Below are 25607 nucleotides of genomic sequence, written 5' to 3' on the forward strand. Positions count from 1 at the left end.
AGGATTTCGTTGCCCATTGTATGACCCCATGTGACATGTCGGGGAGCGGAGGGCACGCCACGGGGATGGGAGGAACCGTTCATGCGCCTGGGATTGCCAGCCCTCGCCGCGGGGCTGCTGGCCCTGCGCTTCCTGGCGGAATTGCCGTCGGTCGGCTGGCTGCTGGGCATGGCCGCCGCCGGACTGTTGCTGCTGTTCGGCCGGCTGTACTGGCTGGGGTTGTTCCTGCTCGGGTTCGCCTGGGCCTGCGGCTCGGCGCAAGTCGCCCTGGACGGACGCCTGGCCGCCGAGCTGGATGGTCGCACCCTTTGGCTGGAGGGGCGTGTGGTCGATCTGCCGGCGAGCGGCGAGGGCGTCACGCGCTTCCGGCTGGAGGAGGTCAGCGCTGCGCGGGGCGTGCTTCTTCCCGAGCGTCTGCGCCTGAGCTGGCGCGGCGCGCCGCCGCTGATGGGCGGCGAACGCTGGCGCCTGGCGGTGACCCTGAAACGCCCCCGCGGCCTGGTGAACGCGGCGGGTTTCGACTACGAGGCCTGGTTGTTGGCGCAGCGGGTCGGTGCTGTGGGCACGGTGAAGGCGGGCCAGCGCCTGCAGCCGGCCAGCGGCCTGGATGCCTGGCGCGATGCCTGGCGCCAGCGCCTGCTGGCGGTCGACGCACAGGGGCGCGGCGCCGCCCTGGCGGCGCTGGTGCTGGGGGATGGCTCGGGGTTGAGCGCGGCCGAGTGGCGCATGTTCCAGGACACCGGCACCGTGCATCTGATGGTCATCTCCGGTTCGCATATCTCGTTGCTGGCGGGGATGCTCTATGGCCTGGTGGCGGCCTTGCATCGCCTGGGCTGCTGGCCGCGGCGCCTGCCCTGGCTGCCCTGTGCCTGCGCCCTGGGTTTGCTTGGTGCCTGGAGCTACGGGTTGATGGCGGGTTTCGAGGTCCCGGTGCGGCGCGCCTGCCTGATGGTCAGCCTGGCGCTGGTCTGGCGCCTGCGTTTCCGCCACCTGGGCTTGCTGACCCCGCTGCTGGCAACGCTGGTGCTGGTCTTGCTGGTCGAGCCGCTGGCCAGCCTGCAGGCGGGGTTCTGGCTGTCGTTCCTGGCGGTTGCCCTGCTGCTCTGGCTGTTCGCCGGGCGCCTTGGGCGCTGGCGCTGGTGGGCGGCCTGGGGGCGGGCGCAGTGGGGGATGGCGCTGGGGCTGGCGATGCCGCTGCTGGCGCTGGGCCTGCCGTTGAGCCTGAGCGGAGCGCCGGCCAACCTGCTGGCGGTGCCTTGGATCGAACTGCTGGTAGTGCCCCCGGCCCTGGCGGGGAGCCTGCTGCTGTGGGTGCCCGGGCTGGGCGAGGGGCTGCTTCGCGCCGCTGGCGTTTCGCTGGACCTGCTGTTTCGTGCGCTTGGCCTGCTGGCGGGCCTGGCCGAGGCCTGGCAGCCACCCGCCGCAGCGGCCTGGAGCGTAGCGCTGGGCATGCTCGGCGCGCTCTGCTGGCTGGCGCCGGCTGGCTTGCCGTTGCGTGCCCTCGGTGCCGCGTTGCTACTGCCGGCATTGTTGCCGTCATCGCCGCCTGTCGAATGGGGGCGGGCGGAAGTGCGGGTGCTGGACGTCGGCCAGGGGCTGGCCGTGCTGGTGCGTACCCGAGAGCATGTCTTGCTCTATGACAGCGGTGCGCGGCAGGGGGCGTTCGACATGGGCGAGCGGGTGGTGGTGCCGGTGCTGCGCAGCCTGGACCTGCGGCGCCTGGACGGCCTGTTGCTGAGCCATGCCGACAACGACCATGCAGGCGGTGCTCCTACGGTCGCTTCCCGATTCCCGCCGGTTTGGCTGGTCAGCGGCGAACCCGCGCGCCTGCCTTCGCCGTTGTTCGCGGACAGCTGCGACGAGCGGAGCTGGTCCTGGGATGGCGTGGTTTTCGAACAGTGGGCATGGGCACAGGCCGGCGACAGCAACGACCGCTCCTGTGTGCTGAGGGTCGAGGCCGATGGCGAAGTCCTGCTGCTGACCGGGGATATCTCGCGTGCGGCCGAGCATGCCTGGCTGGCGCGACAGGCCGATCCCCGGGTCGACTGGTTGCTGGCGCCGCATCATGGCAGCCGCAGTTCCTCCGGAGTCGCCTTCGTGTTGCGTACGCGGCCTCGCCATGTGCTGGTCTCGCGAGGTTGGCGCAACGCCTTCGGCCATCCCCATGGCGAAGTGATGGAGCGTTACGCGAGGGTCGCCGCGCAGGTCCACGACACGGCACGCGACGGTGCCCTGACGTTTCTCCTCGGAAGCCGTGGCGGCGCACGCCGGGAGCGTGATTCGGCGCACTTCTGGCGGGAAAAATGAGAACCGTGGCGGTCGGCGGAAAAGGGTCGCTGTGCTAGAGTGGCGCCACTTTTTTTTCGGGGATATGCCACTGTGTGGGAACTGGTTCAAGCCGGCGGCTGGATGATGCTGCCGATCATTCTGAGTTCGATCGCCGCCACCGCCATCGTCGCGGAGCGCCTGTGGACGCTGCGCAAGAGCCGCGTCGCGCCGCCCGAGCTGCTCGGCCAGGTGTGGAAGCAGATCAAGGGCAAGCAACTGAGCGCCCAGAAGCTCAAGGACCTGCGCGCCAACTCGCCGCTGGGAGAGATCCTCGCCGCCGGTCTGGCCAACTCCAAGCACGGTCGCGAGATCATGAAGGAGTGCATCGAGGAGGCTGCTTCCGGTGTCATCCACGAGCTGGAGCGCTACCTCAACGCCCTCGGCACCATCGCCGCGATGGCGCCGCTGCTGGGCCTGCTGGGTACGGTGTTCGGCATGATCCAGATCTTCGGCGCCTTCATGGACAACGGCATGGCCAACTCGCCGATGCTCGCCGCGGGCATCTCCAAGGCATTGATCACCACCGCCGCCGGCCTGCTGGTGGCGATTCCGGCGGTGTTCTTCCATCGCTACCTGCTGCGGCGGGTCGACGAACTGGTGATCGCCATGGAGCAGGAGGCCATCAAGCTGGTGGAAGTGGTGCAGGGCGATCGTGAAGTCGACTACGTCGAGGAAGGCAAAGCGTGAAATTCCGCCGCAGACGGGCGGGTGCCGCCCGTGAAGACGTCTTCATCAACCTGGCGTCGCTGATCGACGTGATCTTCGTCCTGCTGCTGTTCTTCGTGGTCAGTACCACCTTCACCCGCCCTGAGCAGCTCAACATCGAGCTGCCATCGGCGGAGAGCGGCGAAACCGCCGGCACCGAGCAGAAGCAACTGGAACTCTCGGTGGATGCCGAGGGGCACTACGCCTTGAACGGGCAGGCGCTGGCCAAGAGCGACCTGGCCACCCTGATGGCGGCGATGCAGCGTGAATCGGCGGGCGACAACAACCTGCCGGTGGTGATCAGCGCCGATGCCAAGTCCACCCACCAGTCGGTGGTCACGGCGATGGACGCAGCGGGCAAGCTGGGCTTCGTCCACCTGCGCATCACCACGGTCGAGAACACGGCGGCCAAGCCCTGATGTCGTTCTCCGAGCGACTGCTCGCCGCCTGGTACCAGGGGCATCCGGCGCTGGCGCTGCTGCGTCCGCTGGAGGCTCTCTATCGTCGGGTGGCGAACGGCCGCCGGGCGGACTTCCTGTCCGGGCGCAAGCCCGCTTACCGGGCACCGCTGCCGGTGCTGGTGGTAGGCAATATCACCGTCGGCGGAACCGGCAAGACGCCGATGATCCTCTGGATGATCGAGCACTGCAGGGCTCGCGGCTTGCGGGTTGGCGTGATCAGCCGCGGCTATGGTGCCCGGCCGCCCACCACGCCGTGGCGGGTGCGGGCCGAGCAGGACGCCGCGGAGGCCGGCGACGAACCGCTGATGATCGTCCGGCGCAGCGGCGTGCCGCTGATGATCGACCCGGATCGTCCGCGCGCCCTGCAGGCGCTGCTCGCCGAAGAGCAGTTGGACCTGGTCCTCTGCGACGATGGCTTGCAGCACTATCGCCTGGCGCGCGATCTGGAACTGGTGCTGATCGATGCCGCGCGCGGTCTCGGCAATGGTCGTTGCCTGCCGGCCGGTCCGTTGCGCGAACCGGCGGAGCGTCTGGAAAGCGTCGACGCGCTGCTTTACAACGGCGCCGACGAGGATCCTGACGGCGGTTACGCATTCCGCTTGCAGCCTACTGCGCTGATCAACCTGCAGAGCGGCGAGCGCCGACCGCTGGAGCATTTTCCCGCGGGCCAGGAGGTCCATGCCCTGGCCGGGATCGGCAATCCGCAGCGTTTCTTCAGGACGCTCGAGGCGCTACACTGGCGGGCGATTCCGCATGCCTTCCCGGATCACGCGACCTACACGGCGGCCGAACTGGCGTTCAGCCCGCCGCTGCCGCTGCTGATGACCGAGAAGGATGCCGTTAAATGCCGGGCTTTCGCAGCGGCCGACTGGTGGTACCTGGCGGTCGATGCGGTGCCTTCCCCAGCATTCGTCGCCTGGTTCGACGCCCGACTCGAGCATCTCCTGGCGCGCTGACCGGCGGCCGTGCCGCCATTGTATGAAGGACTCCGCCATGGACCCGAAACTCCTCGATATCCTTGCCTGCCCGTTGACCAAGGGCCCGCTGGTGCTCAGCGAAGACAAGACCGAACTGATCAGCAAGCAGGCCGGCCTGGCCTATCCGATCCGCGACGGCATCCCGGTGATGCTGGAGAGCGAGGCTCGCTCCCTGAACGTGGACGAGCGGCTGGACAAGTAATGACCCAGGCGTTCACTGTCGTCATTCCCGCCCGCTACGCCTCCACTCGTCTGCCCGGCAAGCCATTGCAGGATATCGCCGGCCAGCCAATGATCCAGCGCGTCTGGAACCAGGCCCGCAAGAGCGCCGCCAGCCGCGTGGTCGTCGCCACCGACGACGAACGCATCCTGGCGGCGTGCCAGGGATTCGGCGCCGAGGCGCTGCTGACACGTGCCGAGCACAACTCCGGCACCGATCGCCTGGAGGAAGTCGCTTCCCGGCTCGGCCTGGCCAGCGATGCCATCGTGGTCAACGTCCAGGGCGACGAACCGCTGATCCCCCCGGCGCTCATCGACCAGGTGGCGGCCAACCTGGCGGCGCACCCGGAAGCTGCCATCGCTACCCTGGCCGAGCCGATCCATGAGGTCTCCGCGCTGTTCAATCCGAACGTGGTCAAGGTCGCCACCGACATCGACGGCCTGGCCCTGACTTTCAGTCGTGCGCCCTTGCCCTGGGCTCGTGACGCCTTCGCCCGCGATCGCGACAGCCTGCCGGAGGGCGTGCCCTATCGTCGCCACATCGGCATCTACGCCTATCGCGTGGGTTTCCTTGCCGATTTCGTCGCCTGGGGACCGTGCTGGCTGGAGAACGCCGAAAGCCTCGAGCAATTGCGCGCGCTCTGGCACGGGGTGCGAATCCATGTGGCCGATGCCCGCGAAACCATGCTTCCGGGCGTGGATACGCCGGAAGACCTCGAACGCGTTCGCCGCGTGCTGGGGGGCTGATGCGCGTCCTGTTCGTCTGCCTGGGCAACATCTGCCGGTCGCCCACCGCCGAAGGCGTGTTCCGGCGCAAGGTCGAGGAGGCCGGGCTGGCCTCCCGTATCCATGTCGATTCCGCCGGCACCGCCGGCTGGCATGTCGGCAAGGCACCTGACCAGCGCACCCGCCTGGCCGCGCAAAGGCGCGGCTACGATCTGTCGGCACTGCGTGGACGCCAGGTCGGCATCGAGGATTTCTCCTGCCATGACCTGATCCTGGCCATGGACCTGTCCAACCTGGCCGACCTCGAGACCCTGCGTGCCGGGCGCGGTGCCGCCGAACTGGATCTGTTCCTGCGTCGCTACGGGTCCGAGCGGGACGAAGTACCCGATCCCTACTATGGCGGCGAAGAAGGCTTCGAGCAGGTCCTCGACCTGATCGAACATGCCTGCGACCGTCTGTTGATCGAAGCCAAGGGGCGACTGTGAGCCTGGAACTGCAAGAGCATTGCTCGCTGAAGCCCTATAACACCTTCGGCATCGACGTGCGCGCCCGCCTGCTGGCCCACGCCCGGGACGAGGCTGATGTGCGCGAGGCCCTGGCCCTGGCTCGGGAGCGTGGATTGCCGCTGCTGGTGATCGGTGGTGGCAGCAACCTGCTGCTGACCCGTGACGTCGAGGCGCTGGTTTTGCGCATGGCCAGCCAGGGGCGGCGAATTGTTTCCGATGCCGCGGATTCGGTGTTGGTCGAGGCGGAGGCGGGCGAGGCCTGGGACCCATTCGTACAATGGAGCCTGGAGCGGGGCCTGGCCGGTCTGGAAAATCTCAGCCTGATTCCCGGCACCGTGGGTGCGGCGCCGATGCAGAACATCGGCGCCTATGGCGTGGAGCTGAAGGATGTCTTCGACAGCCTGACGGCGCTGGATCGCCAGGATGGAACCCTGCGTGAGTTCGATCGCCAGGCCTGCCGTTTCGGCTACCGCGACAGCCTGTTCAAGCAGGAGCCTGATCGCTGGCTGATCCTCCGCGTGCGCCTGCGCCTGACACGGCGGGAGAGGCTGCACCTGGACTACGGGCCGGTACGCCAGCGCCTGGAGGAGGAGGGCATCGCCAGTCCGACGGCCAGGGACGTAAGCCGGGTAATCTGCGCCATTCGCCGGGAAAAGCTGCCCGACCCCGCCGTATTGGGCAATGCCGGCAGCTTCTTCAAGAACCCGCTGGTGGATGCGGCGCAGGCCGAACGCTTGCGTCAGGCCTTCCCGGATCTGGTTGGCTATCCGCAGGCGGACGGTCGGCTGAAGCTGGCTGCAGGCTGGCTCATCGACAAGGGCGGCTGGAAGGGCTTTCGCGATGGCCCGGTGGGGGTACACGCGCAGCAGGCGCTGGTTCTGGTCAACCATGGCGGTGCCACCGGTGCCCAAGTCCAGGCATTGGCGGAGCGTATCCAGGAGGACGTCCGTCGGCGTTTCGGCGTCGAATTGGAGCCTGAACCCAATCTCTACTGAGGGTGCGGCTGGAGAATGAAAAAGGGATGCCGGCGGCATCCCTTTTTCATTGTGCGTGTTCGGCGGCTCTGGTCATGACGGGCGGTATGCCGGAGTGCCGCGGAATGACACGCAAAAAAAAGGGGATGCCATGGCATCCCCTTTTTTCAGTCTGTCACTCAGGCATGCGGGCGCGAGGTTTCGCTTTCCTCGGTCTTTTTCGCGTGCTCCGTGTCGGTGGCGTCTTCGCCGGAAGCTTCAGGCTCGGCCTGTACCGCTTCCTGGGCTTCGTCCGCCTGGGACGGAACGTCGGCCTGGGCGATTTCTTCAGCCTGGGGTGCAGCAGGTTCCTCCTGGGCCGACGCTTCCTCGCTCGCTACAGCCGGGACCTCCTCGACGGCGGGAGCGGCCTGAGCTGCCGCTTCGGCTGCTGCTGCGGCTTCGCGTGCCAGACGCTCGGCTTCGCGTTGCAGGCGACGTTTTTCCCGTGGGTCGTTGAGGGCACGGCCGGTCGCGTTGGCCGGCACCGCCGCGATGGCCGGGGTCGGCTCCTCGGTGGTTGCGGGCTCGCTAGGGGCTGCTGCTTCGACGGGCACCGGGGCGGCAACTTCTTCGGCCGCTTCCGTTGCCGGTTGCACGGCGCTCTCGGCGTCTTCGCGGCTTTCCACGCTTTCGCTGGCGAAGGGAGCTTCTTCAGTGGCTTGCGCGACCAGCAGGGTGCTCTGGCCGGCTTCGTCCCGGACCACGCTGACGGTCACCGGCGCTTCGATGTCGGCGGTTTCGCCGGTATTGGCCTCGCTGTCCGCGTCCTGGGTTTCGACGGCTTCGCTGGTCGACGCGTCGGTCTCATCGCTTGCCGTGGTTTCGCTGGCAGCCTCGCTGGTAGTGGCCGGGGCTTGCTCCACGTTTGCTTCTACGGCTTCGCTGGCGACAGCGATACCGGCAGCGGCGGCGGCTGCGACGGTGTTCAGCGGCGCGGCGGCATTATCGGTCGCCTCGCTGCCTTCCAGCTCACCGCTGACCTCGCGCTGGCGTTCGCGGCGGTTGCTGCGACGACGCTGGCCGCGGGAGCGGCGGCGCGGGCGCTCGCCATCGGTATCGTCCTGCTCGTCCTGCTCCAGGCTCTCGTCGTTCGGCAGCGCCTCGGCTTCCAGGGCCGCGGCGTCGCGAGCCTGGCGATCCTCGCGCGGCTGGCGCTCTTCGCGGGCCGGGCGCTCGGCGCGTTCTTCACGGCCTTCGCGGGGTTGGCGCTCTTCGCGGGCCGGGCGTTCGGCGCGCTCTTCGCGGCGGCGTTCGCTGCGTTCCTCGCGACCTTCGCGGCCTTCGCGCGGCTGGCGCTCTTCGCGGGGTGTCCGCTCGGCGCGCTCTTCACGGCCTTCGCGCGGCTGGCGCTCCTCGCGAGCCGGGCGCTCGGCGCGCTCTTCGCGGCGACGTTCGCTGCGCTCTTCGCGGTTCGGGCGTTCGGCGCGCTCTTCGCGCGGTTGGCGCTCTGCGCGTTCCTCGCGGGGCTTGCGCTCTTCGTCGCGGCGATTGCCATCGCGGCCATCGCGGCGGCGGTTCTGCTGGCGGCCGTTGCGACGCTCGTCCTGGCGGGTTTGGCGCTCGGCAGCCGGCTTGCTGGTTTCAGCAGGCTTGGCGGCAGGTTGATCCTTGCCTGCGAACAGGCCGACCAGGGACTTCACCAGGCCCTGGAACAGGCTCGGCTCGGGCATCGGCTTGGCCGGCTCGACCGGTGCTTCGGTGTGTTGCGGTGCGGGCTGCTGGGGAGCGACGGTCTTGACTGCTGCTTCCTGGCGGACCAGGGTGCGGGTCGAGCTGACCGGCTGGGCTTCTTCGTGCTCGACGGTGGCCATTTCGTAGCTGGTCTGGCCGGCAACCAGTTCGGGGCTGTCATCGCGCAGACGCTGGACTTCGAAATGCGGGGTTTCCAGATGATCGTCCGGCAGGATGAAGATGCGCGCGCGGGTACGCAGTTCGATCTTGGTGATGGCGTTGCGCTTCTCGTTGAGCAGGAAGGCGGCGACCTGGAAGGGCACGCGGGCGCGGACTTCCGCGGTGCGGTCCTTCAGGGCTTCTTCCTCAATCAGGCGCAGGATGGCCAGCGACAGCGACTCGACGTCGCGGATGATGCCCTGGCCGTTGCAGCGCGGGCAGACGATGCCGCTGGTCTCGCCGAGGGACGGACGCAGGCGCTGGCGGGACATTTCCAGCAGGCCGAAGCGCGAGATGCGACCGACCTGGACGCGCGCGCGGTCGGCCTCGAGGGCTTCGCGGACACGCTCTTCCACGGCGCGCTGGTTCTTCGCCGGGGTCATGTCGATGAAGTCGATGACGATCAGGCCGCCGATGTCACGCAGGCGCAGCTGGCGGGCGATTTCCTCGGCCGCTTCCAGGTTGGTCTGCAGGGCGGTTTCCTCGATGTCGCCGCCCTTGGTGGCGCGCGCCGAGTTGATGTCGATGGAAACCAGGGCCTCGGTCGGGTCGATGACGATGGAGCCGCCGGACGGCAGCTTCACTTCGCGCTGGAAAGCGGTCTCGATCTGGCTCTCGATCTGGAAGCGATTGAACAGCGGAACGCTGTCCTGGTACAGCTTCACCTTGCTGGCGTACTGCGGCATCACCTGGCGGATGAAGTTCAGGGCTTCTTCCTGGGCGTCGATGCTGTCGATCAGCACTTCGCCGATGTCCTGGCGCAGGTAGTCGCGGATGGCGCGGATGATGACGTTGCTTTCCTGGTAGATCAGGAAGGGCGCGCCACGTTCGCCGGACGCTTCCTTGATCGCGCTCCACAGTTGCAGCAGGTAGTCGAGGTCCCACTGCAGTTCCTCGGTGCTGCGGCCGAGGCCGGCGGTGCGCACGATCAGGCCCATGTCGGCCGGTGCGTTGAGGCCGTTCAGGGCCTCGCGCAGCTCGTTGCGCTCTTCGCCTTCGATACGGCGGGAGATGCCACCGGCGCGCGGGTTGTTCGGCATCAGCACCAGGTAACGGCCGGCCAGGCTGATGAAGGTGGTCAGGGCGGCGCCCTTGTTGCCGCGCTCTTCCTTCTCGACCTGGACGATGACTTCCTGGCCTTCGCTCAGGACTTCCTTGATGTTGATCCGGCCTTCGGGGGATTTCTTGAAGTATTCGCGGGAGATTTCTTTGAGGGGGAGGAAGCCGTGGCGTTCGGCGCCGAAGTCGACGAAGGCGGCTTCGAGGCTGGGTTCGACGCGAGTGATGCGGCCTTTGTAGATGTTGGCCTTCTTCTGCTCGCGGGCGCCCGACTCGATGTCGAGGTCGAACAGGCGTTGGCCGTCGACCAGTGCAACACGCAACTCCTCGGGTTGAGTCGCGTTGATCAGCATTCTTTTCATGTAGTACCAATGGTTTCCGGGGCTACCGGAAACGGCGATCGGCACACACGACTCTCACGGTCGGTGCTCGGGCGCGTATTCAGGAATGGCGGGCCATTCCCGTGTCCAGCGGCGCTCGGCACTGGGTGCCGGTCCGCGACTACGTCTCCTGCTTCCTGTGTTTCAGAAGCACTTGAGTCAGGAGGAGGAATCGGCTGTCGGAGGCGGACGAAAAATGCGTCTGGATCAAGCTAGAAGCTACGCAGTCCAACAGCCGTACATCTCCACCCTACACATGTTCCTTAAGAATCGGGCGCCGCTCGCAGTATCCGGAGCGGGTTGGCATCTCGCGCTCACCGAAGTGGTCGCGGCTCATGTTTCAAGGCTTTGGTTTCGAGTCGTTAGCGGGTTGGAAATTTTCGTATTTCCGCTGAAACGCCTCTGTAGGACGGCCTGACGTCCGTTCAAAGTGTTTGCAGGCGAGGGGGAAATGCAGGTTGGCAATCATCCGCAGGCCAGGCCGCTTATGGCGGCTTCCCGACTATAGCAGCAATGATTAAGTGCTTCAATTGAATGAAAAATTGTTATGATGTACGGATGACTACTCCCGCCTCTCCGACCACCGGTGTCCAGCTGCTCGATGTGCCGCCGGAACTGGCTGGTCAACGTATCGACAATTTCCTTATTGCCCGTCTCAAGGGTGCGCCCAAGACCCTGATCTATCGCATCCTGCGTAAGGGCGAAGTGCGCGTGAACAAGGGGCGGATCAAGCCCGACTATCGGCTCCAGGCCGGAGACCAGGTGCGCGTGCCGCCGCTGCGCCTGGCCGAGCGTGATGAGCCGGCGCCGCTGGCGCAGGGGCTGCTGGAGCGGATGGAGGCGGCGATCGTCTACGAGGACAAGGCGCTGATCGTGGTCAACAAGCCCGCCGGGATCGCCGTGCATGGCGGCAGCGGCGTGAGCGCCGGGGTCATCGAGGTGTTTCGCCAGTTGCGCCCCGATGCCAAGGATATCGAATTGGTGCATCGTCTCGATCGCGATACCTCCGGCCTGCTGATGATCGCCAAGAAGCGCAGCATGTTGCGTCACCTGCATGAGGCCCTGCGGGGCGAGAAGATCGTCGACAAGCGCTATCACGCCCTGGTCCGTGGCCACTGGCCGGCTGGCAAGAAGAACGTGCGCGCGCCGCTGCTGAAGAACAACCTGCGTTCGGGCGAGCGAATGGTAGAGGTGAACGTCGAGGGCAAGGACGCGCTGACCGAGTTCCGGGTGCTGCGTCGCTTCGGCGATTTCGCCACCCTGGTGGAAGCGCGCCCGATCACCGGGCGGACCCACCAGATCCGCGTGCATGCCAAGCACGCCGGGCATGCCATCGCCGGCGACCCGAAGTATGGCGACGAGGATTTCTCCCGCGAGATCCGCGAGCTGGGCGGCAAGCGCCTGTTCCTGCATGCCGCGCAGTTGCGCGTGCCGCTGCCCGACGGGCAGGTGCTGGAGCTGGAGGCGCCGGTGGACGAGATGTGGCAGCGTTCGCTGGAGCGTTTGAATGACTGACTACGCGTTGCTGGTATTCGATTGGGACGGCACCCTGGTCGACTCGATCGCGCGCATCGTCGATTCGATGAAGGCGGCGGCGCGGGAAACCGCTCTGCCGGAGCGGGACGATACCCGGATCAAGGGCATCATCGGCCTCGGCTTGCCCGAGGCGATCGCTTCGCTCTATCCGGAGGTTGGCGATCCTGCTCTGGTCGAGCGTTTCCGGTGTGCCTACAGCGAGCATTACCTGGCGCAGGAAGCGCAGCCGTCGCGGTTGTTCCCCGGCGTGGCCGAAGCCATGGTGCATTTTCGCGAGGCCGGGTTCCGCCTGGCGGTCGCCACCGGCAAGAGTCGGCGCGGCCTGGACCGGGTGCTGGCGGGGCATGGCTGGAGCGATTTCTTCGATATCACCCGCTGCGCCGACGAAACGGCCAGCAAGCCGGACCCGTTGATGCTCCACGAGATCCTGGCGCACTGCCGGGTCGAGCCGGGGCGGGCGCTGATGATCGGTGATTCGCCGTTCGACCTGGAAATGGCGCGACGGGCGGGGATGGATTCGGTTGCGGTGGCCTATGGCGCCCAATCGCTGGAGCAGTTGCGGCCTTATGCGCCGCGGCTGGAAGTTGAGCATTTCACCGAGTTGCGCGCCTGGTTGGGCGGTGCTCGACGTGAGGCGGTTTCAGGAGTGGTTGAGCATGTCTGACGAGTGGAAGTCGGAAACGCCGAAGGCGAATGACGACAAGAGCTGGAAGCTGCTGGAAAAGGCGGTCCTCGCCGGGGTCCAGGAGCAGCGGCGGGCGCGGCGCTGGGGGATATTCTTCAAGTCGCTGACCTTCATCTATCTCTTTGTCGTGCTGCTGGCCTTCAGTCCGTTCGGCAGCCTGGAGAAATCGGCCTCGCGCAGCGGTAGCCACACGGCACTGATCGAGGTGAAGGGCATGATCGCCGACGATGAGCCGGCCAGTGCCGACAATATCGTCACGGCCCTGCGCGCGGCGTTCAAGGATGAGGGTACCAAGGGGATCGTCCTGCGGATCAACAGTCCGGGCGGCAGTCCGGTGCAGTCGGGCTATATCTATGACGAGATTCGTCGCCTGCGCGGCGAGCACCCGAACGTCAAGGTCTATGCGGTGATCAGCGACCTGGGTGCCTCCGGCGCCTACTACATCGCCAGCGCCGCCGACCAGATCTACGCCGACAAGGCCAGCCTGGTCGGTTCCATCGGCGTGACGGCGGCCAGCTTCGGTTTCGTCGGCACCATGGAGAAGCTCGGTGTCGAGCGGCGCGTCTATACCTCCGGCGAGCACAAGTCGTTCCTCGATCCTTTCCAGCCGCAAAAGCCCGAGGAGACCCAGTTCTGGCAGCAGGTGCTGGATACCACCCACAAGCAGTTCATCGACAGCGTGAAAAAAGGGCGCGGCGACCGGCTCAAGGTCGAGGGGCATCCGGAGCTGTTCTCGGGTCTGGTTTGGTCCGGCGAACAGGCATTGCAGCTGGGTTTGATCGACGGCCTGGGCAATGCCAGCTATGTGGCGCGCGAAGTGGTGAAGGAGAAGAAGATCGAGGACTACACCGTGCAGGAGTCGCCTTTCGATCGCTTCGCCAAGAAGTTCGGTGCCAGTGTGGCGGAGCGCCTCGCGCTGTGGATGGGCTGGCAGGGGCCGGTACTGCGCTGAGGGTGTTTCCCTTCCTTATATAAAGAAGCCCGGCCGAAGCCGGGCTTCTTTATATGGAATGCCGGCTCAGGGGATTTCGACGCCTTCCTCGAGGAGCATGTCGACCAGGCGGATCAGGGGCAGTCCCACCAGGCTGGTGGCGTCCTCTCCTTCGGTGGAGCGGAACAGGCTGACGCCCAGGCCTTCCGCCTTGAAGCTGCCGGCGCAGTCCAGCGGGCGTTCCGCTTCGACGTAGCGGCAGATGCGGCTCTCGTCGAGGTGGCGGAAGTGCACGGTGAACGGCACGCATGCCACCTGGATGCGTCGGCTGGCGCTGTTGAGGAGGGCCAGTCCGGTGAGGAAGGTCACGCTCTTGCCGCTGGCGTCCCGTAGCTGCTGGATGGCGCGTTCGGGGGTGTGCGGCTTGCCGAGGATGTTGCCGTCGAGTACGGCGACCTGGTCGGAGCCGATCACCAGGTGTTGCGGATAGCGTCCGGCCAGCGCTTCGGCCTTGCTGGCGGAAAGGCGGCGCACCAGTTCCTCGGCACTTTCCCCGGCGCGATGGCTTTCGTCGATATCGGGGCTGGCGCTTTCGAAGGGAAGGCGCAGGCGGGTCAGGAGTTCGCGTCGGTAGGGGGAGCTGGAGGCGAGGATCAGGTCGGGCATGAGGTTCTCCATGGCGAGCGGCCGATTTTAACGAAAAGACTCGTCCTTACAGCGGTTTATGGCTAATTTCCTTTGACAGGCGCGGGGGCGTCCCTATAATGGCGCGCTTATGTTGAATGGGCCGATTCCACCTCATATCGATCCGCGCAAGTTGGTCGACCGCGGCGCCACCCTCGAGGGTGTGTACGCGCTCGCCGATATGCCGCGTGTATGCGAGCAACTGACCAGCGATGCCGGTGAGGTGCGCGTGAAGGTTTCCTTCGAGCGCGACCACCAGAAGCTGGCGGTCATGCATATGCAGCTCGATACCGAGGTGAGCATGGTATGCCAACGCTGCCTGGATGCGGCGGCCATTCCCGTGCATGGCGAATATACCTACGCCATTCTTCGGGAAGGTCAGTCCGCCGACGGTCTGCCGAAGGGGTACGATGCGCTGGAAGTGGGGGAGGAACCCCTGGACCTGCTGGCGCTGGTCGAGGACGAGCTGTTGCTCGCCTTACCCATCGTTCCGGCCCATGACCCCGAAGTATGTCAGCACCCGGCTGGATTCGTCGTCGAAGACGAGCCGGAGTCGAGCGAAGTCGAGGACAAGCGTCCTAATCCGTTCAGCGTACTGGCACAGTTGAAGCGTGACCCAAACGTTTAGGAGTTAATCAATCATGGCTGTTCAGCAGAACAAAAAGTCTCGTTCCGCTCGTGACATGCGTCGTTCCCACGATGCGCTCGAGTCCAATGCTCTGTCCGTGGAAAAGAGCACCGGTGAAGTCCACCTGCGCCACCACGTATCCCCGGACGGCTTCTATCGCGGCCGTAAGGTAGTAGACAAGGGCTCCGACGAGTAATCCTTGTCCGCACCAATCATCGCGATTGATGCAATGGGTGGGGACTTCGGTCCCCACTGCGTTGTTCCGGCCTCTATTGCCTTCCTGGCCGAGAATTCCTCTTCGCAACTGATCCTCGTCGGTCAGCCTGCCCTCCTCGAAGAACTCCTTTCCCGCTATCCGTCGCTCGACCGGCAGCGCCTGCGTGTGCATGCGGCCAGCGAAGTGATAGGTTCAGACGAACGTCCCTCCCAGGCCTTGCGTGGCAAGCCGGACGCTTCCATGCGCGTGGCGCTGGAGCTGGTCCGCGACGGCCGGGCGCACGCGTGCGTCAGCGCCGGCAATACCGGGGCGTTGATGGCGCTGTCGCGGCACCTGCTGAAGACCCTGCCCGGTATCGACCGCCCTGCGATGGTGACGGCGGTTCCGACCGAGAAGGGGCATTGTCATCTGCTCGACCTCGGCGCCAACGTGGATTGCAGTGCCGAGCATCTCTATCAGTTCGCGGTGATGGGCGCGGTGGCGGCAGAGGCCTTGGGCTGCGTCTCGCCCCGGGTCGCCCTGCTCAACGTGGGGACCGAGGAGATCAAGGGCAACCAGCAGGTCAAGCTGGCGGCGAGTCTGTTGCAGAAGGCGCAGGGGTTGAATTTCAGCGGATATATAGAGGGCGATGGCCTGTATCGCGGCGAGGCCGACGTGGTGGTCTGCGACGGTTTCGTCGGCAACATCCTGCTGAAAGCCAGCGAAGGCCTGGCTGCCATGGTGTCGGCGCGGATCGAACAGCGCTTCCGCGATGGACTGGCGGCGAAGCTGGTCGGTGCGCTGGCGTTGCCGCTGCTGCGCCGGCTGCGCGGCGATATCGCTCCGGCACGCTATAACGGCGCCAGTTTCCTCGGATTGCAGGGGATAGTGGTGAAAAGCCATGGGTCTGCCGCCGAGGAGGGTTTCCAGAGCGCCTTGCGTCGCGCGGCACTGGAAGTCCGGGAAAACCTGCCGCAACGATTGCATGGCCGTCTCGAGCATCTGCTGCTCTAATGTGTGACCGGGCGGTCCAGGCAGCCATCCAACACTCAGTTTCCTGCGCCAGTCGCGGCTGGCGCGTTATCTCCGACGAGCAAAAGACCACAAGGGACCTATTCAATGTCTGCATCCCTCGCATTCGTCTTCCCCGGCCAGGGTTCGCAATCCCTCGGCATGCTGGCCGAGCTGGGCGCCCAGCAGGCGCTGGTGCGCGATACCTTCGCCGAGGCCTCCGAGGCGCTCGGTTACGACCTTTGGGCGCTGGTCCAGAATGGTCCTGAAGAGCACCTGAACCAGACCGACAAGACCCAGCCGGCCATCCTCACGGTTTCGATCGCGCTCTGGCGCCTCTGGCTGGCCGAGGGCGGTGCGCGCCCGGCGTTCGTCGCCGGGCACAGCCTGGGCGAATATTCCGCGCTGGTCGCGGCCGAAAGCCTGGCGTTCGCCGATGCGGTCAAGCTGGTCGAGCGTAGGGGCCAACTGATGCAGCAGGCGGTTCCGGCGGGGCAGGGCGGCATGGCCGCGATCCTTGGCCTGGAAGACGCCGATGTATTGGCGGCCTGTGCCGAGGCGGCCCAGGGCGAGGTGGTCAGCGCGGTCAACTTCAACGCGCCGGGGCAGGTAGTGATCGCCGGTGCCGCGGCTGCCGTTGAGCGTGCCATCGAGGCATGCAAGGCACGCGGCGCCAAGCGCGCGGTGGCGCTGCCAGTCAGCGTGCCGTCGCATTGCGAACTGATGCGTCCGGCCGCCGAGCAGTTCGCCGCCTCGGTCGAAAGCCTGCAGTGGCAGGCGCCGAAGATTGCGCTGGTGCAGAACGTCAGCGCCGCCGTGCCGGCTGATCTCGATACGCTGCGCCGCGACCTGCTGGCACAGCTGTACAGCCCGGTTCGCTGGGTGGAGAGCATCCAGCTGCTGGCGGAAAAGGGCGTCACCGAGCTGGTCGAGTGCGGGCCGGGCAAGGTCCTGGCAGGCCTCAACAGGCGCTGCGCGAAGGGCATCAATACCCATGGCCTGGATGGCGTCGAGGCGTTCGCCGCCACGCGCGCCGCCCTGGCCTGAGAGAGAGAAAGGAGAGAATCCCATGAGTCTGCAAGGTAAGGTCGCATTGGTAACCGGCGCCAGCCGTGGCATCGGCCAGGCGATTGCGCTGGAACTGGGGCGCCTGGGTGCCGTGGTCATCGGCACCGCGACCAGCGCGTCCGGCGCCGAGAAGATCGCCGAAACCCTCAAGGCCAATGGCGTCGAGGGTGCGGGCCTGGTCCTGGACGTTTCCAGCGACGAATCCGTAGCCGCGACCCTGGAGCACATCCAGCAGCATCTCGGCCAACCGCTGATCGTGGTCAATAACGCCGGCATCACCCGCGATAATCTGCTGGTGCGCATGAAAGACGACGAGTGGTTCGATGTGGTCAACACCAACCTGAACAGTCTCTACCGTCTGTCGAAAGCCGTTCTGCGCGGTATGACCAAGGCCCGCTGGGGGCGCATCATCAACATCGGTTCCGTGGTCGGCGCCATGGGCAATGCCGGGCAAACCAACTATGCCGCGGCGAAGGCCGGCCTGGAGGGCTTCACCCGTGCGCTGGCCCGGGAAGTCGGTTCGCGTGCCATTACCGTGAATGCGGTGGCGCCGGGCTTCATCGACACCGACATGACCCGCGAGCTGCCGGAAGCCCAGCGCGAAGCGCTGCTGGGCCAGATTCCGCTGGGTCGCCTGGGGCAGGCGGAAGAGATCGCCAAGGTGGTCGGCTTCCTCGCTTCGGACGGCGCAGCCTATGTGACCGGGGCCACCGTGCCGGTCAATGGTGGGATGTACATGAGCTGAATGTGACGTTACCTTTCTCGGGTCTGTCATAAGCGCTGTCTAGAATTCGTTGCGGAATTGCAGCCGGGTTATTAGATAGAATTATCGAAGTGGCCGTGGGAAGGTGAGGCGTTCAGCTTGAAAAGCAGAAAACCCTTTCTATACACTTACCCGCAGCCCAGCTGCTCGGATTTTCCATAGGAGTGAAAACAAGGTATGAGCACCATCGAAGAACGCGTTAAGAAGATCGTCGCTGAACAACTCGGCGTGAAGGAAGAAGAAGTCACCAACAGCGCTTCCTTCGTCGAAGACCTGGGCGCCGACTCCCTTGACACCGTCGAGCTGGTGATGGCTCTGGAAGAGGAATTCGAGACCGAAATCCCTGACGAGAAAGCTGAAAAGATCACCACCGTTCAGGAAGCCATCGACTACATCGTTGCTCACCAGCAATAAGTAGTCGTCGGATTTTCCGACGTGGAAAAGCCGCACAGCCTGTAAGGGCGTGCGGCTTTTCTTTAGCGCCTTACCTACTCTGGTAGTCTGTCGGCGCAACCCCGTGAAATGAGAAAGAGGAAGTCGTAGTGTCGCGTAGACGCGTCGTCATTACTGGCATGGGCATGCTGTCGCCGCTGGGCCTGGATGTCCCGAGCAGTTGGGAAGGTATTCTCGCCGGTCGCAGCGGGATCGCCCCGATCGAGCATATGGACCTGTCCGCCTATTCCACCCGCTTCGGTGGTTCGGTCAAGGGTTTCAATGTCGAGGAATACCTGTCCGCCAAGGAAGCCCGCAAGCTCGACCTGTTCATCCAGTACGGTCTCGCCGCCAGCTTCCAGGCCGTTCGCGATTCCGGCCTGGAGGTCACCGACGCCAATCGTGAGCGTATCGGCGTATCCATGGGTTCCGGTATCGGCGGCCTGACCAATATCGAGAACAACTGCCGATCCCTGTTCGAGCAGGGGCCGCGGCGCATCTCGCCGTTCTTCGTGCCCGGTTCGATCATCAACATGGTTTCCGGCTTCCTGTCGATCCACCTGGGTCTGCAGGGGCCCAACTACGCCCTCACCACCGCCTGCACCACCGGTACCCACAGCATCGGCATGGCTGCTCGCAACATCGCCTATGGCGAGGCCGACGTGATGGTCGCCGGCGGTTCCGAAATGGCTGCCTGCGGTCTCGGCCTGGGTGGTTTCGGCGCGGCTCGCGCGCTCTCCACTCGCAACGACGAGCCGACCCGTGCCAGCCGTCCGTGGGACCGGGATCGCGACGGCTTCGTCCTGTCCGACGGTTCCGGCGCCCTGGTGCTCGAAGAACTGGAGCACGCCCGTGCCCGCGGCGCGCGGATCTATGCCGAGCTGGTTGGCTTCGGCATGAGCGGCGACGCCTTCCACATGACCGCGCCGCCGGAAGACGGCGCCGGTGCCGCCCGCTGCATGAAGAACGCGCTGCGCGATGCCGGCCTGGATCCTCGTCAGGTCGATTACATCAACGCCCATGGCACCTCCACCCCGGCCGGCGACATCGCCGAGATCGCCGCGGTGAAGAGCGTGTTCGGCGAGCATGCCCATGCGCTGTCGATGAGTTCGACCAAGTCGATGACCGGCCACCTGTTGGGTGCCGCCGGTGCGGTGGAGGCGATCTTCAGCGTGCTGGCCCTGCGCGACCAGGTCGCCCCGCCGACCATCAACCTGGACAACCCGGACGAAGGTTGCGATCTCGACCTGGTGGCCCATGAAGCCAAGCCGCGCAAGATCGACGTGGCCCTGTCGAACTCGTTCGGTTTCGGCGGGACCAACGGCACCCTGGTGTTCCGCAGGTTCGCCGACTGATGCTGGACTGGGTCGACGGCCGGCCCGCCGCCGAGCTGTCCGTGCGCGATCGCGGACTGGCCTATGGCGACGGGCTGTTCGAGACCCTGGCGGTGCGCGCCGGCACGCCGCGTCTCCTGGAGCGCCACCTGGCGCGCCTGGAAGAGGGGTGTCGGCGCCTGGCAATCCCTCTCGACGCCGCGGCGTTGCGCCAGGAGTTGCTGGCGTTCTGCGCGGCGCTGGGCGACGGTGTCGCCAAGCTGATCGTCACCCGCGGCGAGGGTTTGCGTGGCTACGCGCCGCCTGCCGAGGCCTCGCCGCGGCGAATCCTCTCCGGATCGCCGCGTCCGGCCTATCCCGAGCGCCACTGGCAGCAAGGCGTGCGCCTGTTCGCTTGCCGCACGCGCCTGGCCGAGCAGCCCCTGCTGGCCGGCCTCAAGCACCTCAATCGCCTGGAGCAGGTCCTCGCCCGTGCCGAGTGGAGCGACGCCGGGCATGCCGAAGGGCTCATGCTGGACGTGCACGAGCGGGTAGTGGAGGGCGTGTTCAGCAACCTGCTGCTGGTTCTCGACGGCACCCTCGTGGCGCCTGACCTGCGGCGCTGCGGCGTCGCTGGAGTGATGCGCGCGGAATTGCTCGAGCGCGCCGAAGGAATCGGCGTCCCGCTGGCGATACGGGATGTTTCCATGGCTGAACTGGCGACGGCCGACGAGGTCTTTCTGTGCAACAGCCAGTTCGGCATCTGGCCGGTCCGGGCATTGGACGAGCACGTCTGGCCGGTCGGCGAGCTGACCCGTAAACTGCAAGACCAACTTCGCGACGACCTGGATTTCTGACTTTGATGCGCAAACTGCTGGTGCTGCTGGAGAGTGGCCTGTTGTTCGTTGGCCTCTGCGTCGGCCTGGCTGCATGGCAGCAGCAGCGGGCGCTGGAGCAGCCCCTGCAATTGACCGAGGAGCGCCTGCTGGACGTTTCCTCGGGCTCCACGCCGGGCGGCATGCTCGCGCGTCTGGAGCAGGAAAAGGTGCTCCATGGCGCGTTCTGGCTGCGCCTCTACTGGCGTTTCAACCTGCCGGGCCAGGCCCTGCACAGCGGCGAATACCGCCTCTTGCCGGGGATGAAGGGCGCCGACCTGCTGGAACTCTGGCGTGAAGGCGAGGTGGTGCAGTACAGCCTGACCCTGGTCGAGGGCTGGAGTTTCCGCCAGGTGCGCGAAGCGCTCGCCAGGCAGGGCAAGCTGGAGCAGACCCTGGCCGGCCTGAGCGACGGCGAGATCATGCAACGCCTCGGCAAGCCCGACGAAGTGGCCGAAGGGCGCTTCTTCCCCGATACCTACCGCTACACCCGTGGCATGCGCGACATCGACATACTGCGCAAGGCCTACCAGCGCATGCAGACCATCCTCGCCAAGGAATGGGATGGCCGCAGCCAGGACCTGCCTTATCGCGACGCCTACCAGGCGCTGATCATGGCCTCGCTGGTGGAAAAGGAAACCGGCGTGCCGGAAGAGCGTTCGCAGATCGCCGGCGTCTTCGTCCGCCGCCTGCAGCGCGGCATGCTGTTGCAGACTGATCCGACGGTGATCTATGGCATGGGCGAGCGCTACAACGGCAAGATCACCCGCGCCGACCTGCGCGAACCGACCCCTTACAATACCTATGTGGTGCCGGGCATGCCGCCGACCCCGATCGCCCTGGCCGGGCGCGAGGCGATTCGCGCCGCGCTGCATCCGGCCGAGGGTGAGACCCTGTATTTCGTGGCGCGCGGCGATGGCAGCCATGTGTTCTCCAGCAGCCTGGACGAACACAACAAGGCGGTCCGCGAGTACCAGTTGAAGCGTCGCTCGGACTATCGCTCCAGCCCCGCGCCCATCACCCCGCCGCCACAATGAGCGGCGCAGCCAAGATAAGGAGTGCCGTGTGACCGGCCTGTTCGTCACCCTGGAGGGCCCGGAAGGGGCCGGCAAGAGCACCAACCGCGACTACCTGGCCGAGCGCCTGCGCGAGCGCGGCATCGAGGTGCAGTTGACCCGCGAGCCTGGCGGCACGCCTCTCGCCGAGCGCATCCGTGAACTGCTGCTGGCGCCCAGCGACGAGCCGATGGCCGCCGATACCGAGCTGTTGCTGATGTTCGCCGCGCGGGCCCAGCATCTCGCCGGGGTCATCCGCCCGGCGCTGGCGCGCGGGGCCGTGGTGCTCTGCGATCGCTTCACCGATGCCACCTATGCCTACCAGGGCGGCGGGCGCGGTTTGCCGGAGGCGCGCATCGCCGCGCTGGAAAGCTTCGTCCAGGGCGACCTGCGGCCCGACCTCACGCTGGTCTTCGACCTGCCGGTGGAAATCGGCCTGGCGCGGGCGGCGGCGCGTGGCCGGCTCGACCGTTTCGAGCAGGAGGACCGACGCTTCTTCGAGGCCGTGCGTCAGACCTACCTGCAGCGCGCCGCGCAGGCCCCGGAGCGTTACCAGGTGCTCGATGCCGGGTTGCCGCTGGCCGAGGTGCAGGCTGGCCTGGATCGGCTGCTGCCGAATCTGCTGGAGCGTCTGAATGGCTGATATCTATCCCTGGCAGCAGGCGCTCTGGAGCCAACTGGGCGGCCGCGCCCAGCACGCCCACGCCTATCTGCTCTACGGTCCCGCCGGGATCGGCAAGCGTGCCCTGGCCGAGCATTGGGCCGCCCAACTGCTCTGCCAGCGGCCTGCCGCCGCTGGCGCATGCGGCGAGTGCAAGGCCTGCCAGTTGCTGGCCGCCGGTACCCATCCGGACTACTTCGTGCTGGAGCCGGAGGAGGCGGAGAAACCGATCCGGGTCGATCAGGTCCGCGACCTGGTTGGCTTCGTGGTGCAGACCGCGCAACTGGGCGGGCGCAAGGTCGTGTTGCTCGAACCCGCCGAGGCGATGAACGTGAACGCCGCCAACGCCCTGTTGAAAAGCCTTGAAGAGCCGTCGGGCGATACTGTGCTGCTGCTGATCAGCCACCAGCCCAGCCGCCTGTTGCCGACCATCAAGAGCCGCTGCGTGCAGCAGGCCTGCCCTTTGCCGGGCGCGGCGGCGAGTCTGGAATGGCTGGCGCGGGCCCTGCCCGACGAGCCGGCCGAGGCCCTGGAGGAACTGTTGGCGCTTTCCGGCGGCTCGCCGCTCACCGCCCAGCGCCTGCACGGCCAGGGCGTGCGCGAGCAGCGCGCGCAGGTGGTCGAGGGGGTGAAGAAGCTGCTCAAGCAGCAGATCGCCGCCAGCCCACTGGCCGAAAGCTGGAACAGCGTGCCGTTGCCATTGCTCTTCGACTGGTTCTGCGACTGGACGCTGGGCATCCTGCGCTACCAGTTGACCCACGACGAGGAGGGGCTGGGGTTGGCCGACATGCGCAAGGTGATCCAGTACCTGGGCGACAAATCCGGGCAGGCCAAGGTGCTGGCCATGCAGGACTGGCTGCTGCAACAGCGGCAGAAAGTGTTGAACAAGGCCAACCTCAACCGTGTCCTGCTTCTCGAAGCCCTGCTGGTGCAGTGGGCAAGCCTGCCCGGGCCGGGCTAGAATCCCGCTGATATTCGACTGGCAGGAACCTGCATGAGTTTGCCACCCAATCTGGGGCCGCGTAACGGCATCCTGTCCTTGACCATCAAGGACAAGTCCGTGCTGTACGCCGCCTACATGCCGTTCATCAGGAACGGCGGGCTGTTCATTCCCACCAACAAGAACTACAAGCTCGGCGACGAAGTCTTCATGCTGCTCAACCTGATGGAAGAGCCGGAGAAGATCCCGGTGGCCGGCAAGGTCGTCTGGATCACCCCGAAGGGCGCCCAGGGCAACCGTGCGGCGGGCATCGGCGTGCAGTTCAACGACGGTGACAACACCGCCCGCAACAAGATCGAAACCTACCTGGCCGGGGCGCTGAAGTCGGACCGGCCGACCCACACGATGTAACGCTAGACAGGATCATGCTGGTCGATTCCCACTGCCACCTCGATCGCCTCGACCTGGCCGCCCATGGCGGCTCGCTCGATGCGGCGCTGGATGCCGCGCGAGCGCGTGGCGTCGGTCAATTCCTCTGCATCGGCGTCAGCGCCGACAATGCCCAGGCGGTGAAGGCCCTGGCCGAGCGCTATGCCGACGTGCACTGTTCGGTGGGCGTGCACCCGCTGGACCTGGAGCCCGGAAGCGCGCCAGCGCTGGACTGGCTGCTGGGCGAACTGGCGCATCCGCGGGTGGTGGCGATCGGCGAGACCGGCCTCGACTACCACTACGAACCGGAAGCCGCCGAGTTGCAACAGGAGGCGTTTCGCCTGCACCTGGAAGCCGCGCGGATCACCGCCAAGCCAGTGATCGTGCACACCCGCGAGGCGCGCGCCGACACGCTGGCGCTGCTGCGCGAGGCGGCGTTGCCGCAGGCCGGCGTGCTGCATTGCTTCACCGAGGACTGGGAAATGGCGCGATCGGCGCTGGACTTGGGCTTCTACATTTCCCTGTCCGGCATCGTCACCTTCCGCAATGCCGATGCCCTGCGCGAGGTGGCTCGCCAGGTACCGGCCGACCGGCTGTTGGTGGAGACCGACTCGCCCTACCTGGCGCCGATTCCCCATCGCGGCAAGCCGAACCTGCCGGAATACGTGCGCGATGTCGCCGAATTCCTCGCGACGTTGCGTGGCGTCAGCCTGGAAACCCTGGCGGAGCAGACTACCGCCAATTTCCATCGGCTGTTTCCGTTGGCCCGCTAGGCCGGCGCACGGATAAAAAAAACCCGGGTTCTGGGGGATGAATCCGGGTCAAGACCATTAGGAGTGGAACAAAGGTACGCATTCCTCGGTACCTTCACTGGCTGGGTACTTGGGGGGAGATACCGCGCGCCAGTACCTTTCAGTATTGGTCATGTTCGTGGGGCGTCCAGACAGGGCTGGCGGTTTTTTAAACAGATTTGGAATACCCTTGCGGTCCTTGAGTACCTAGGTGCCTGCGACCTGGCGCAAGATCGCCAGGGTATCGTCGATCACCGTCGAACTCGTGTAGAAGTGCGGGGAAAAACGGATACCTCCGCCACGCTGGGCGCAAATGACCCGTTCCTGGCGAAGCGTTTCGAAGAGTGTCCGATTGTCCTGGCCGTCCAGGCTGAAGGTCAGGATGCCCGCGCGTCGGCTCGGGTTCCGCGGGCTGTGCAGGCGTACCCCGGGAATTCCCGACAGACCGTCCTGTAGCCACTGGACGCGCTCGGCGATGTCTCTGCCGACCCGCTCCATGCCGACCTCCTCCAACAGCCCCAGGCTGGCCTCCAGGGCCATCGCGCCGAGCATGTTCGGGCTGCCGCATTCGAAGCGCCGGGCGCTGCGCGCCGGCCGCCAGTCGCGACGCTCGTAATCGAGGGCATGTTCCAGCATGTGCCAGCCATATTCGTGCAGCGCCAGGCGCTCGCGCTGCTCGGGATGGCAATAGAAGACGCCCAGCCCTTCGGGGCCGAGCATCCACTTGTGCCCATCGGCCATGGCGAAGGCACAATCGTAGGCCTGTACGTCGAAGGGCAGGGCGCCGAGCTGCTGGATCGCGTCGATGCAGAACAGCACCCCGCGGCGGCGACATCCCGCGCCGATGCGCTCCAGGTCAAGGCGCAGGCCGCTGGCGTACTGCACCGCGCTGATCGACAGCAGGCGGGTGCGCGGGCCGCAGGCGGCGAGCAGGGCGCTCTCGGGATCGTCGCCGGCGAGACCGACCTCGACCACTTCGACGCCGCGCGGGCGCAAGGCTTCCCAGACCACTCTATTGGAGGGGAACTCCTCGTTGCCGATGACGACCTGGTCGCCCTCTCGCCAATCCAGGCCGAAGGCTACGAAGGAAAGCGCCTCGGAGGTGTTCTTGACCAGGGCGAGGTCGCTGCCGGCGCGCGCATTGAGCAGTCGGGCAAGGCGCTCGCGCAGGCGATGTTCTATCTTCAGCCATTCCGGATAGTCGCTGGCGCCGTGGGCGACGTTCTCCCGGGCGAAGGCGCTCACCGCGTCGGCGGCGCGTCTAGGCCAGGGTGCGACCGCTGCGTGGTTGAGGTAGCGCAGACCGTTGGTCTGGTCGAATTCGTCCTGGTAACAATTCATC

The 25607-nt window shown here is 66.1% G+C and carries 27 protein-coding genes; 24 read left to right on the forward strand and 3 right to left on the reverse strand.

Annotated elements, in window-relative coordinates:
- Positions 1–81: 81 nt before the first annotated feature.
- The 8 genes from FHW81_RS06530 (at position 82) to murB (ending at position 6917) form a co-directional block, all read left to right on the forward strand.
- Positions 82–2307 (forward strand): DNA internalization-related competence protein ComEC/Rec2, encoded by a 2226-nt coding sequence (locus FHW81_RS06530; protein ID WP_003113988.1) that lies wholly within the window; start codon positions 82–84, stop codon positions 2305–2307.
- A gap of 72 nt (positions 2308–2379) precedes the next feature.
- Positions 2380–3015 (forward strand): MotA/TolQ/ExbB proton channel family protein, encoded by a 636-nt coding sequence (locus FHW81_RS06535; protein ID WP_003091163.1) that lies wholly within the window; start codon positions 2380–2382, stop codon positions 3013–3015.
- Positions 3012–3452 (forward strand): ExbD/TolR family protein, encoded by a 441-nt coding sequence (locus FHW81_RS06540; protein WP_003091161.1) that lies wholly within the window; start codon positions 3012–3014, stop codon positions 3450–3452. The genes FHW81_RS06535 and FHW81_RS06540 overlap by 4 nt, the downstream gene beginning before the upstream one ends.
- Positions 3452–4450, forward strand: coding sequence for a tetraacyldisaccharide 4'-kinase (lpxK, locus tag FHW81_RS06545; RefSeq protein ID WP_003091159.1), 999 nt, complete (start codon positions 3452–3454; stop codon positions 4448–4450). The genes FHW81_RS06540 and lpxK overlap by 1 nt, the downstream gene beginning before the upstream one ends.
- 37 nt (positions 4451–4487) lie before the next feature.
- Entirely contained in the window at positions 4488–4673 is a 186-nt protein-coding gene (locus tag FHW81_RS06550; protein ID WP_003091157.1) for a Trm112 family protein, read from the forward strand.
- The gene (kdsB, locus tag FHW81_RS06555) at positions 4673–5437 is read left to right on the forward strand and encodes a 3-deoxy-manno-octulosonate cytidylyltransferase (RefSeq protein WP_003091155.1); all 765 of its coding nucleotides are present in this window, start codon (positions 4673–4675) and stop codon (positions 5435–5437) included. The genes FHW81_RS06550 and kdsB overlap by 1 nt, the downstream gene beginning before the upstream one ends.
- Positions 5437–5901, forward strand: coding sequence for a low molecular weight protein-tyrosine-phosphatase (locus FHW81_RS06560; protein ID WP_003091154.1), 465 nt, complete (start codon positions 5437–5439; stop codon positions 5899–5901). The genes kdsB and FHW81_RS06560 overlap by 1 nt, the downstream gene beginning before the upstream one ends.
- A complete protein-coding gene (gene murB, locus FHW81_RS06565) occupies positions 5898–6917 on the forward strand; it encodes a UDP-N-acetylmuramate dehydrogenase (RefSeq protein WP_003124431.1) in 1020 nt (339 codons plus the stop codon). Before FHW81_RS06560 ends, murB begins: the two co-directional genes overlap by 4 nt.
- Before the next feature lie 158 nt (positions 6918–7075).
- Here murB and rne read toward each other — a convergent pair whose 3' ends face one another.
- Positions 7076–10249, reverse strand: a complete 3174-nt coding sequence (rne, locus tag FHW81_RS06570) for a ribonuclease E (protein WP_031758917.1) — start codon at positions 10247–10249, stop codon at positions 7076–7078.
- 576 nt (positions 10250–10825) lie between these two features.
- Here rne and rluC point away from each other — a divergent pair.
- Genes rluC through sppA form a run of 3 tightly spaced genes read left to right on the forward strand, consistent with a single transcriptional unit; the run spans position 10826 to position 13440 of the window.
- Complete coding sequence (gene rluC / locus FHW81_RS06575; protein WP_003104143.1) at positions 10826–11782, forward strand: 23S rRNA pseudouridine(955/2504/2580) synthase RluC; 957 nt, start codon at positions 10826–10828, stop codon at positions 11780–11782.
- Positions 11775–12467 carry an HAD-IA family hydrolase gene (locus FHW81_RS06580; protein ID WP_003104140.1) on the forward strand — a complete coding sequence of 231 codons (693 nt, stop codon included), beginning with the start codon at positions 11775–11777 and terminating at the stop codon, positions 12465–12467. The genes rluC and FHW81_RS06580 overlap by 8 nt, the downstream gene beginning before the upstream one ends.
- Positions 12460–13440, forward strand: coding sequence for a signal peptide peptidase SppA (sppA, locus tag FHW81_RS06585; protein WP_003091146.1), 981 nt, complete (start codon positions 12460–12462; stop codon positions 13438–13440). Before FHW81_RS06580 ends, sppA begins: the two co-directional genes overlap by 8 nt.
- 66 nt (positions 13441–13506) lie before the next feature.
- On the opposite strand, the gene FHW81_RS06590 is transcribed toward sppA, so the two are convergent.
- Positions 13507–14085, reverse strand: coding sequence for a Maf family protein (locus FHW81_RS06590; RefSeq protein ID WP_023091174.1), 579 nt, complete (start codon positions 14083–14085; stop codon positions 13507–13509).
- A 109-nt stretch (positions 14086–14194) separates the two neighbouring features.
- Here FHW81_RS06590 and FHW81_RS06595 point away from each other — a divergent pair, with 109 nt between their 5' ends.
- The 13 genes from FHW81_RS06595 to FHW81_RS06655 all read left to right on the forward strand — a co-directional run bounded on the left by FHW81_RS06595 (position 14195) and on the right by FHW81_RS06655 (position 24247).
- Positions 14195–14731: a YceD family protein gene (locus tag FHW81_RS06595; protein WP_003091144.1), complete on the forward strand. Its 537-nt coding sequence runs from the start codon at positions 14195–14197 to the stop codon at positions 14729–14731.
- A gap of 13 nt (positions 14732–14744) precedes the next feature.
- The gene (gene rpmF / locus FHW81_RS06600; RefSeq protein WP_003091143.1) at positions 14745–14927 is read left to right on the forward strand and encodes a 50S ribosomal protein L32; all 183 of its coding nucleotides are present in this window, start codon (positions 14745–14747) and stop codon (positions 14925–14927) included.
- Between the two features lie 3 nt (positions 14928–14930).
- Positions 14931–15941 (forward strand): phosphate acyltransferase PlsX, encoded by a 1011-nt coding sequence (gene plsX / locus FHW81_RS06605; RefSeq protein WP_071533934.1) that lies wholly within the window; start codon positions 14931–14933, stop codon positions 15939–15941.
- 105 nt (positions 15942–16046) lie between these two features.
- Complete coding sequence (gene fabD, locus FHW81_RS06610) at positions 16047–16985, forward strand: ACP S-malonyltransferase (RefSeq protein WP_003104134.1); 939 nt, start codon at positions 16047–16049, stop codon at positions 16983–16985.
- A gap of 22 nt (positions 16986–17007) precedes the next feature.
- Positions 17008–17751, forward strand: a complete 744-nt coding sequence (gene fabG, locus FHW81_RS06615) for a 3-oxoacyl-ACP reductase FabG (RefSeq protein ID WP_003091137.1) — start codon at positions 17008–17010, stop codon at positions 17749–17751.
- Positions 17752–17946: 195 nt separating this feature from the next.
- Complete coding sequence (gene acpP / locus FHW81_RS06620) at positions 17947–18183, forward strand: acyl carrier protein (RefSeq protein ID WP_003091135.1); 237 nt, start codon at positions 17947–17949, stop codon at positions 18181–18183.
- Positions 18184–18311: 128 nt separating this feature from the next.
- Positions 18312–19556 (forward strand): beta-ketoacyl-ACP synthase II, encoded by a 1245-nt coding sequence (gene fabF / locus FHW81_RS06625; protein WP_003104132.1) that lies wholly within the window; start codon positions 18312–18314, stop codon positions 19554–19556.
- On the forward strand, positions 19556–20371 hold the full coding sequence (pabC, locus tag FHW81_RS06630; protein ID WP_003110198.1) for an aminodeoxychorismate lyase: 816 nt from the start codon (positions 19556–19558) through the stop codon (positions 20369–20371). The genes fabF and pabC overlap by 1 nt, the downstream gene beginning before the upstream one ends.
- 5 nt (positions 20372–20376) lie before the next feature.
- A complete protein-coding gene (gene mltG / locus FHW81_RS06635) occupies positions 20377–21426 on the forward strand; it encodes an endolytic transglycosylase MltG (protein WP_003104128.1) in 1050 nt (349 codons plus the stop codon).
- 28 nt (positions 21427–21454) lie between these two features.
- Positions 21455–22087 carry a dTMP kinase gene (gene tmk / locus FHW81_RS06640; protein ID WP_003091125.1) on the forward strand — a complete coding sequence of 211 codons (633 nt, stop codon included), beginning with the start codon at positions 21455–21457 and terminating at the stop codon, positions 22085–22087.
- The gene (locus FHW81_RS06645) at positions 22080–23066 is read left to right on the forward strand and encodes a DNA polymerase III subunit delta' (protein ID WP_003104126.1); all 987 of its coding nucleotides are present in this window, start codon (positions 22080–22082) and stop codon (positions 23064–23066) included. Before tmk ends, FHW81_RS06645 begins: the two co-directional genes overlap by 8 nt.
- A 33-nt stretch (positions 23067–23099) precedes the next feature.
- Complete coding sequence (locus tag FHW81_RS06650; protein WP_003091119.1) at positions 23100–23456, forward strand: PilZ domain-containing protein; 357 nt, start codon at positions 23100–23102, stop codon at positions 23454–23456.
- Positions 23457–23470: 14 nt separating this feature from the next.
- Entirely contained in the window at positions 23471–24247 is a 777-nt protein-coding gene (locus tag FHW81_RS06655; RefSeq protein ID WP_003091117.1) for a TatD family hydrolase, read from the forward strand.
- A gap of 225 nt (positions 24248–24472) precedes the next feature.
- Here the strand turns inward: FHW81_RS06655 and FHW81_RS06660 are convergent, their stop codons facing one another.
- Complete coding sequence (locus tag FHW81_RS06660; RefSeq protein ID WP_003118082.1) at positions 24473–25606, reverse strand: aminotransferase class V-fold PLP-dependent enzyme; 1134 nt, start codon at positions 25604–25606, stop codon at positions 24473–24475.
- Between the last annotated feature and the right edge of the window lies 1 nt (position 25607).

Source organism: Pseudomonas sp. RC10-4-2, assembly GCF_050433085.1.
Lineage (GTDB): Bacteria > Pseudomonadota > Gammaproteobacteria > Pseudomonadales > Pseudomonadaceae > Pseudomonas > Pseudomonas aeruginosa.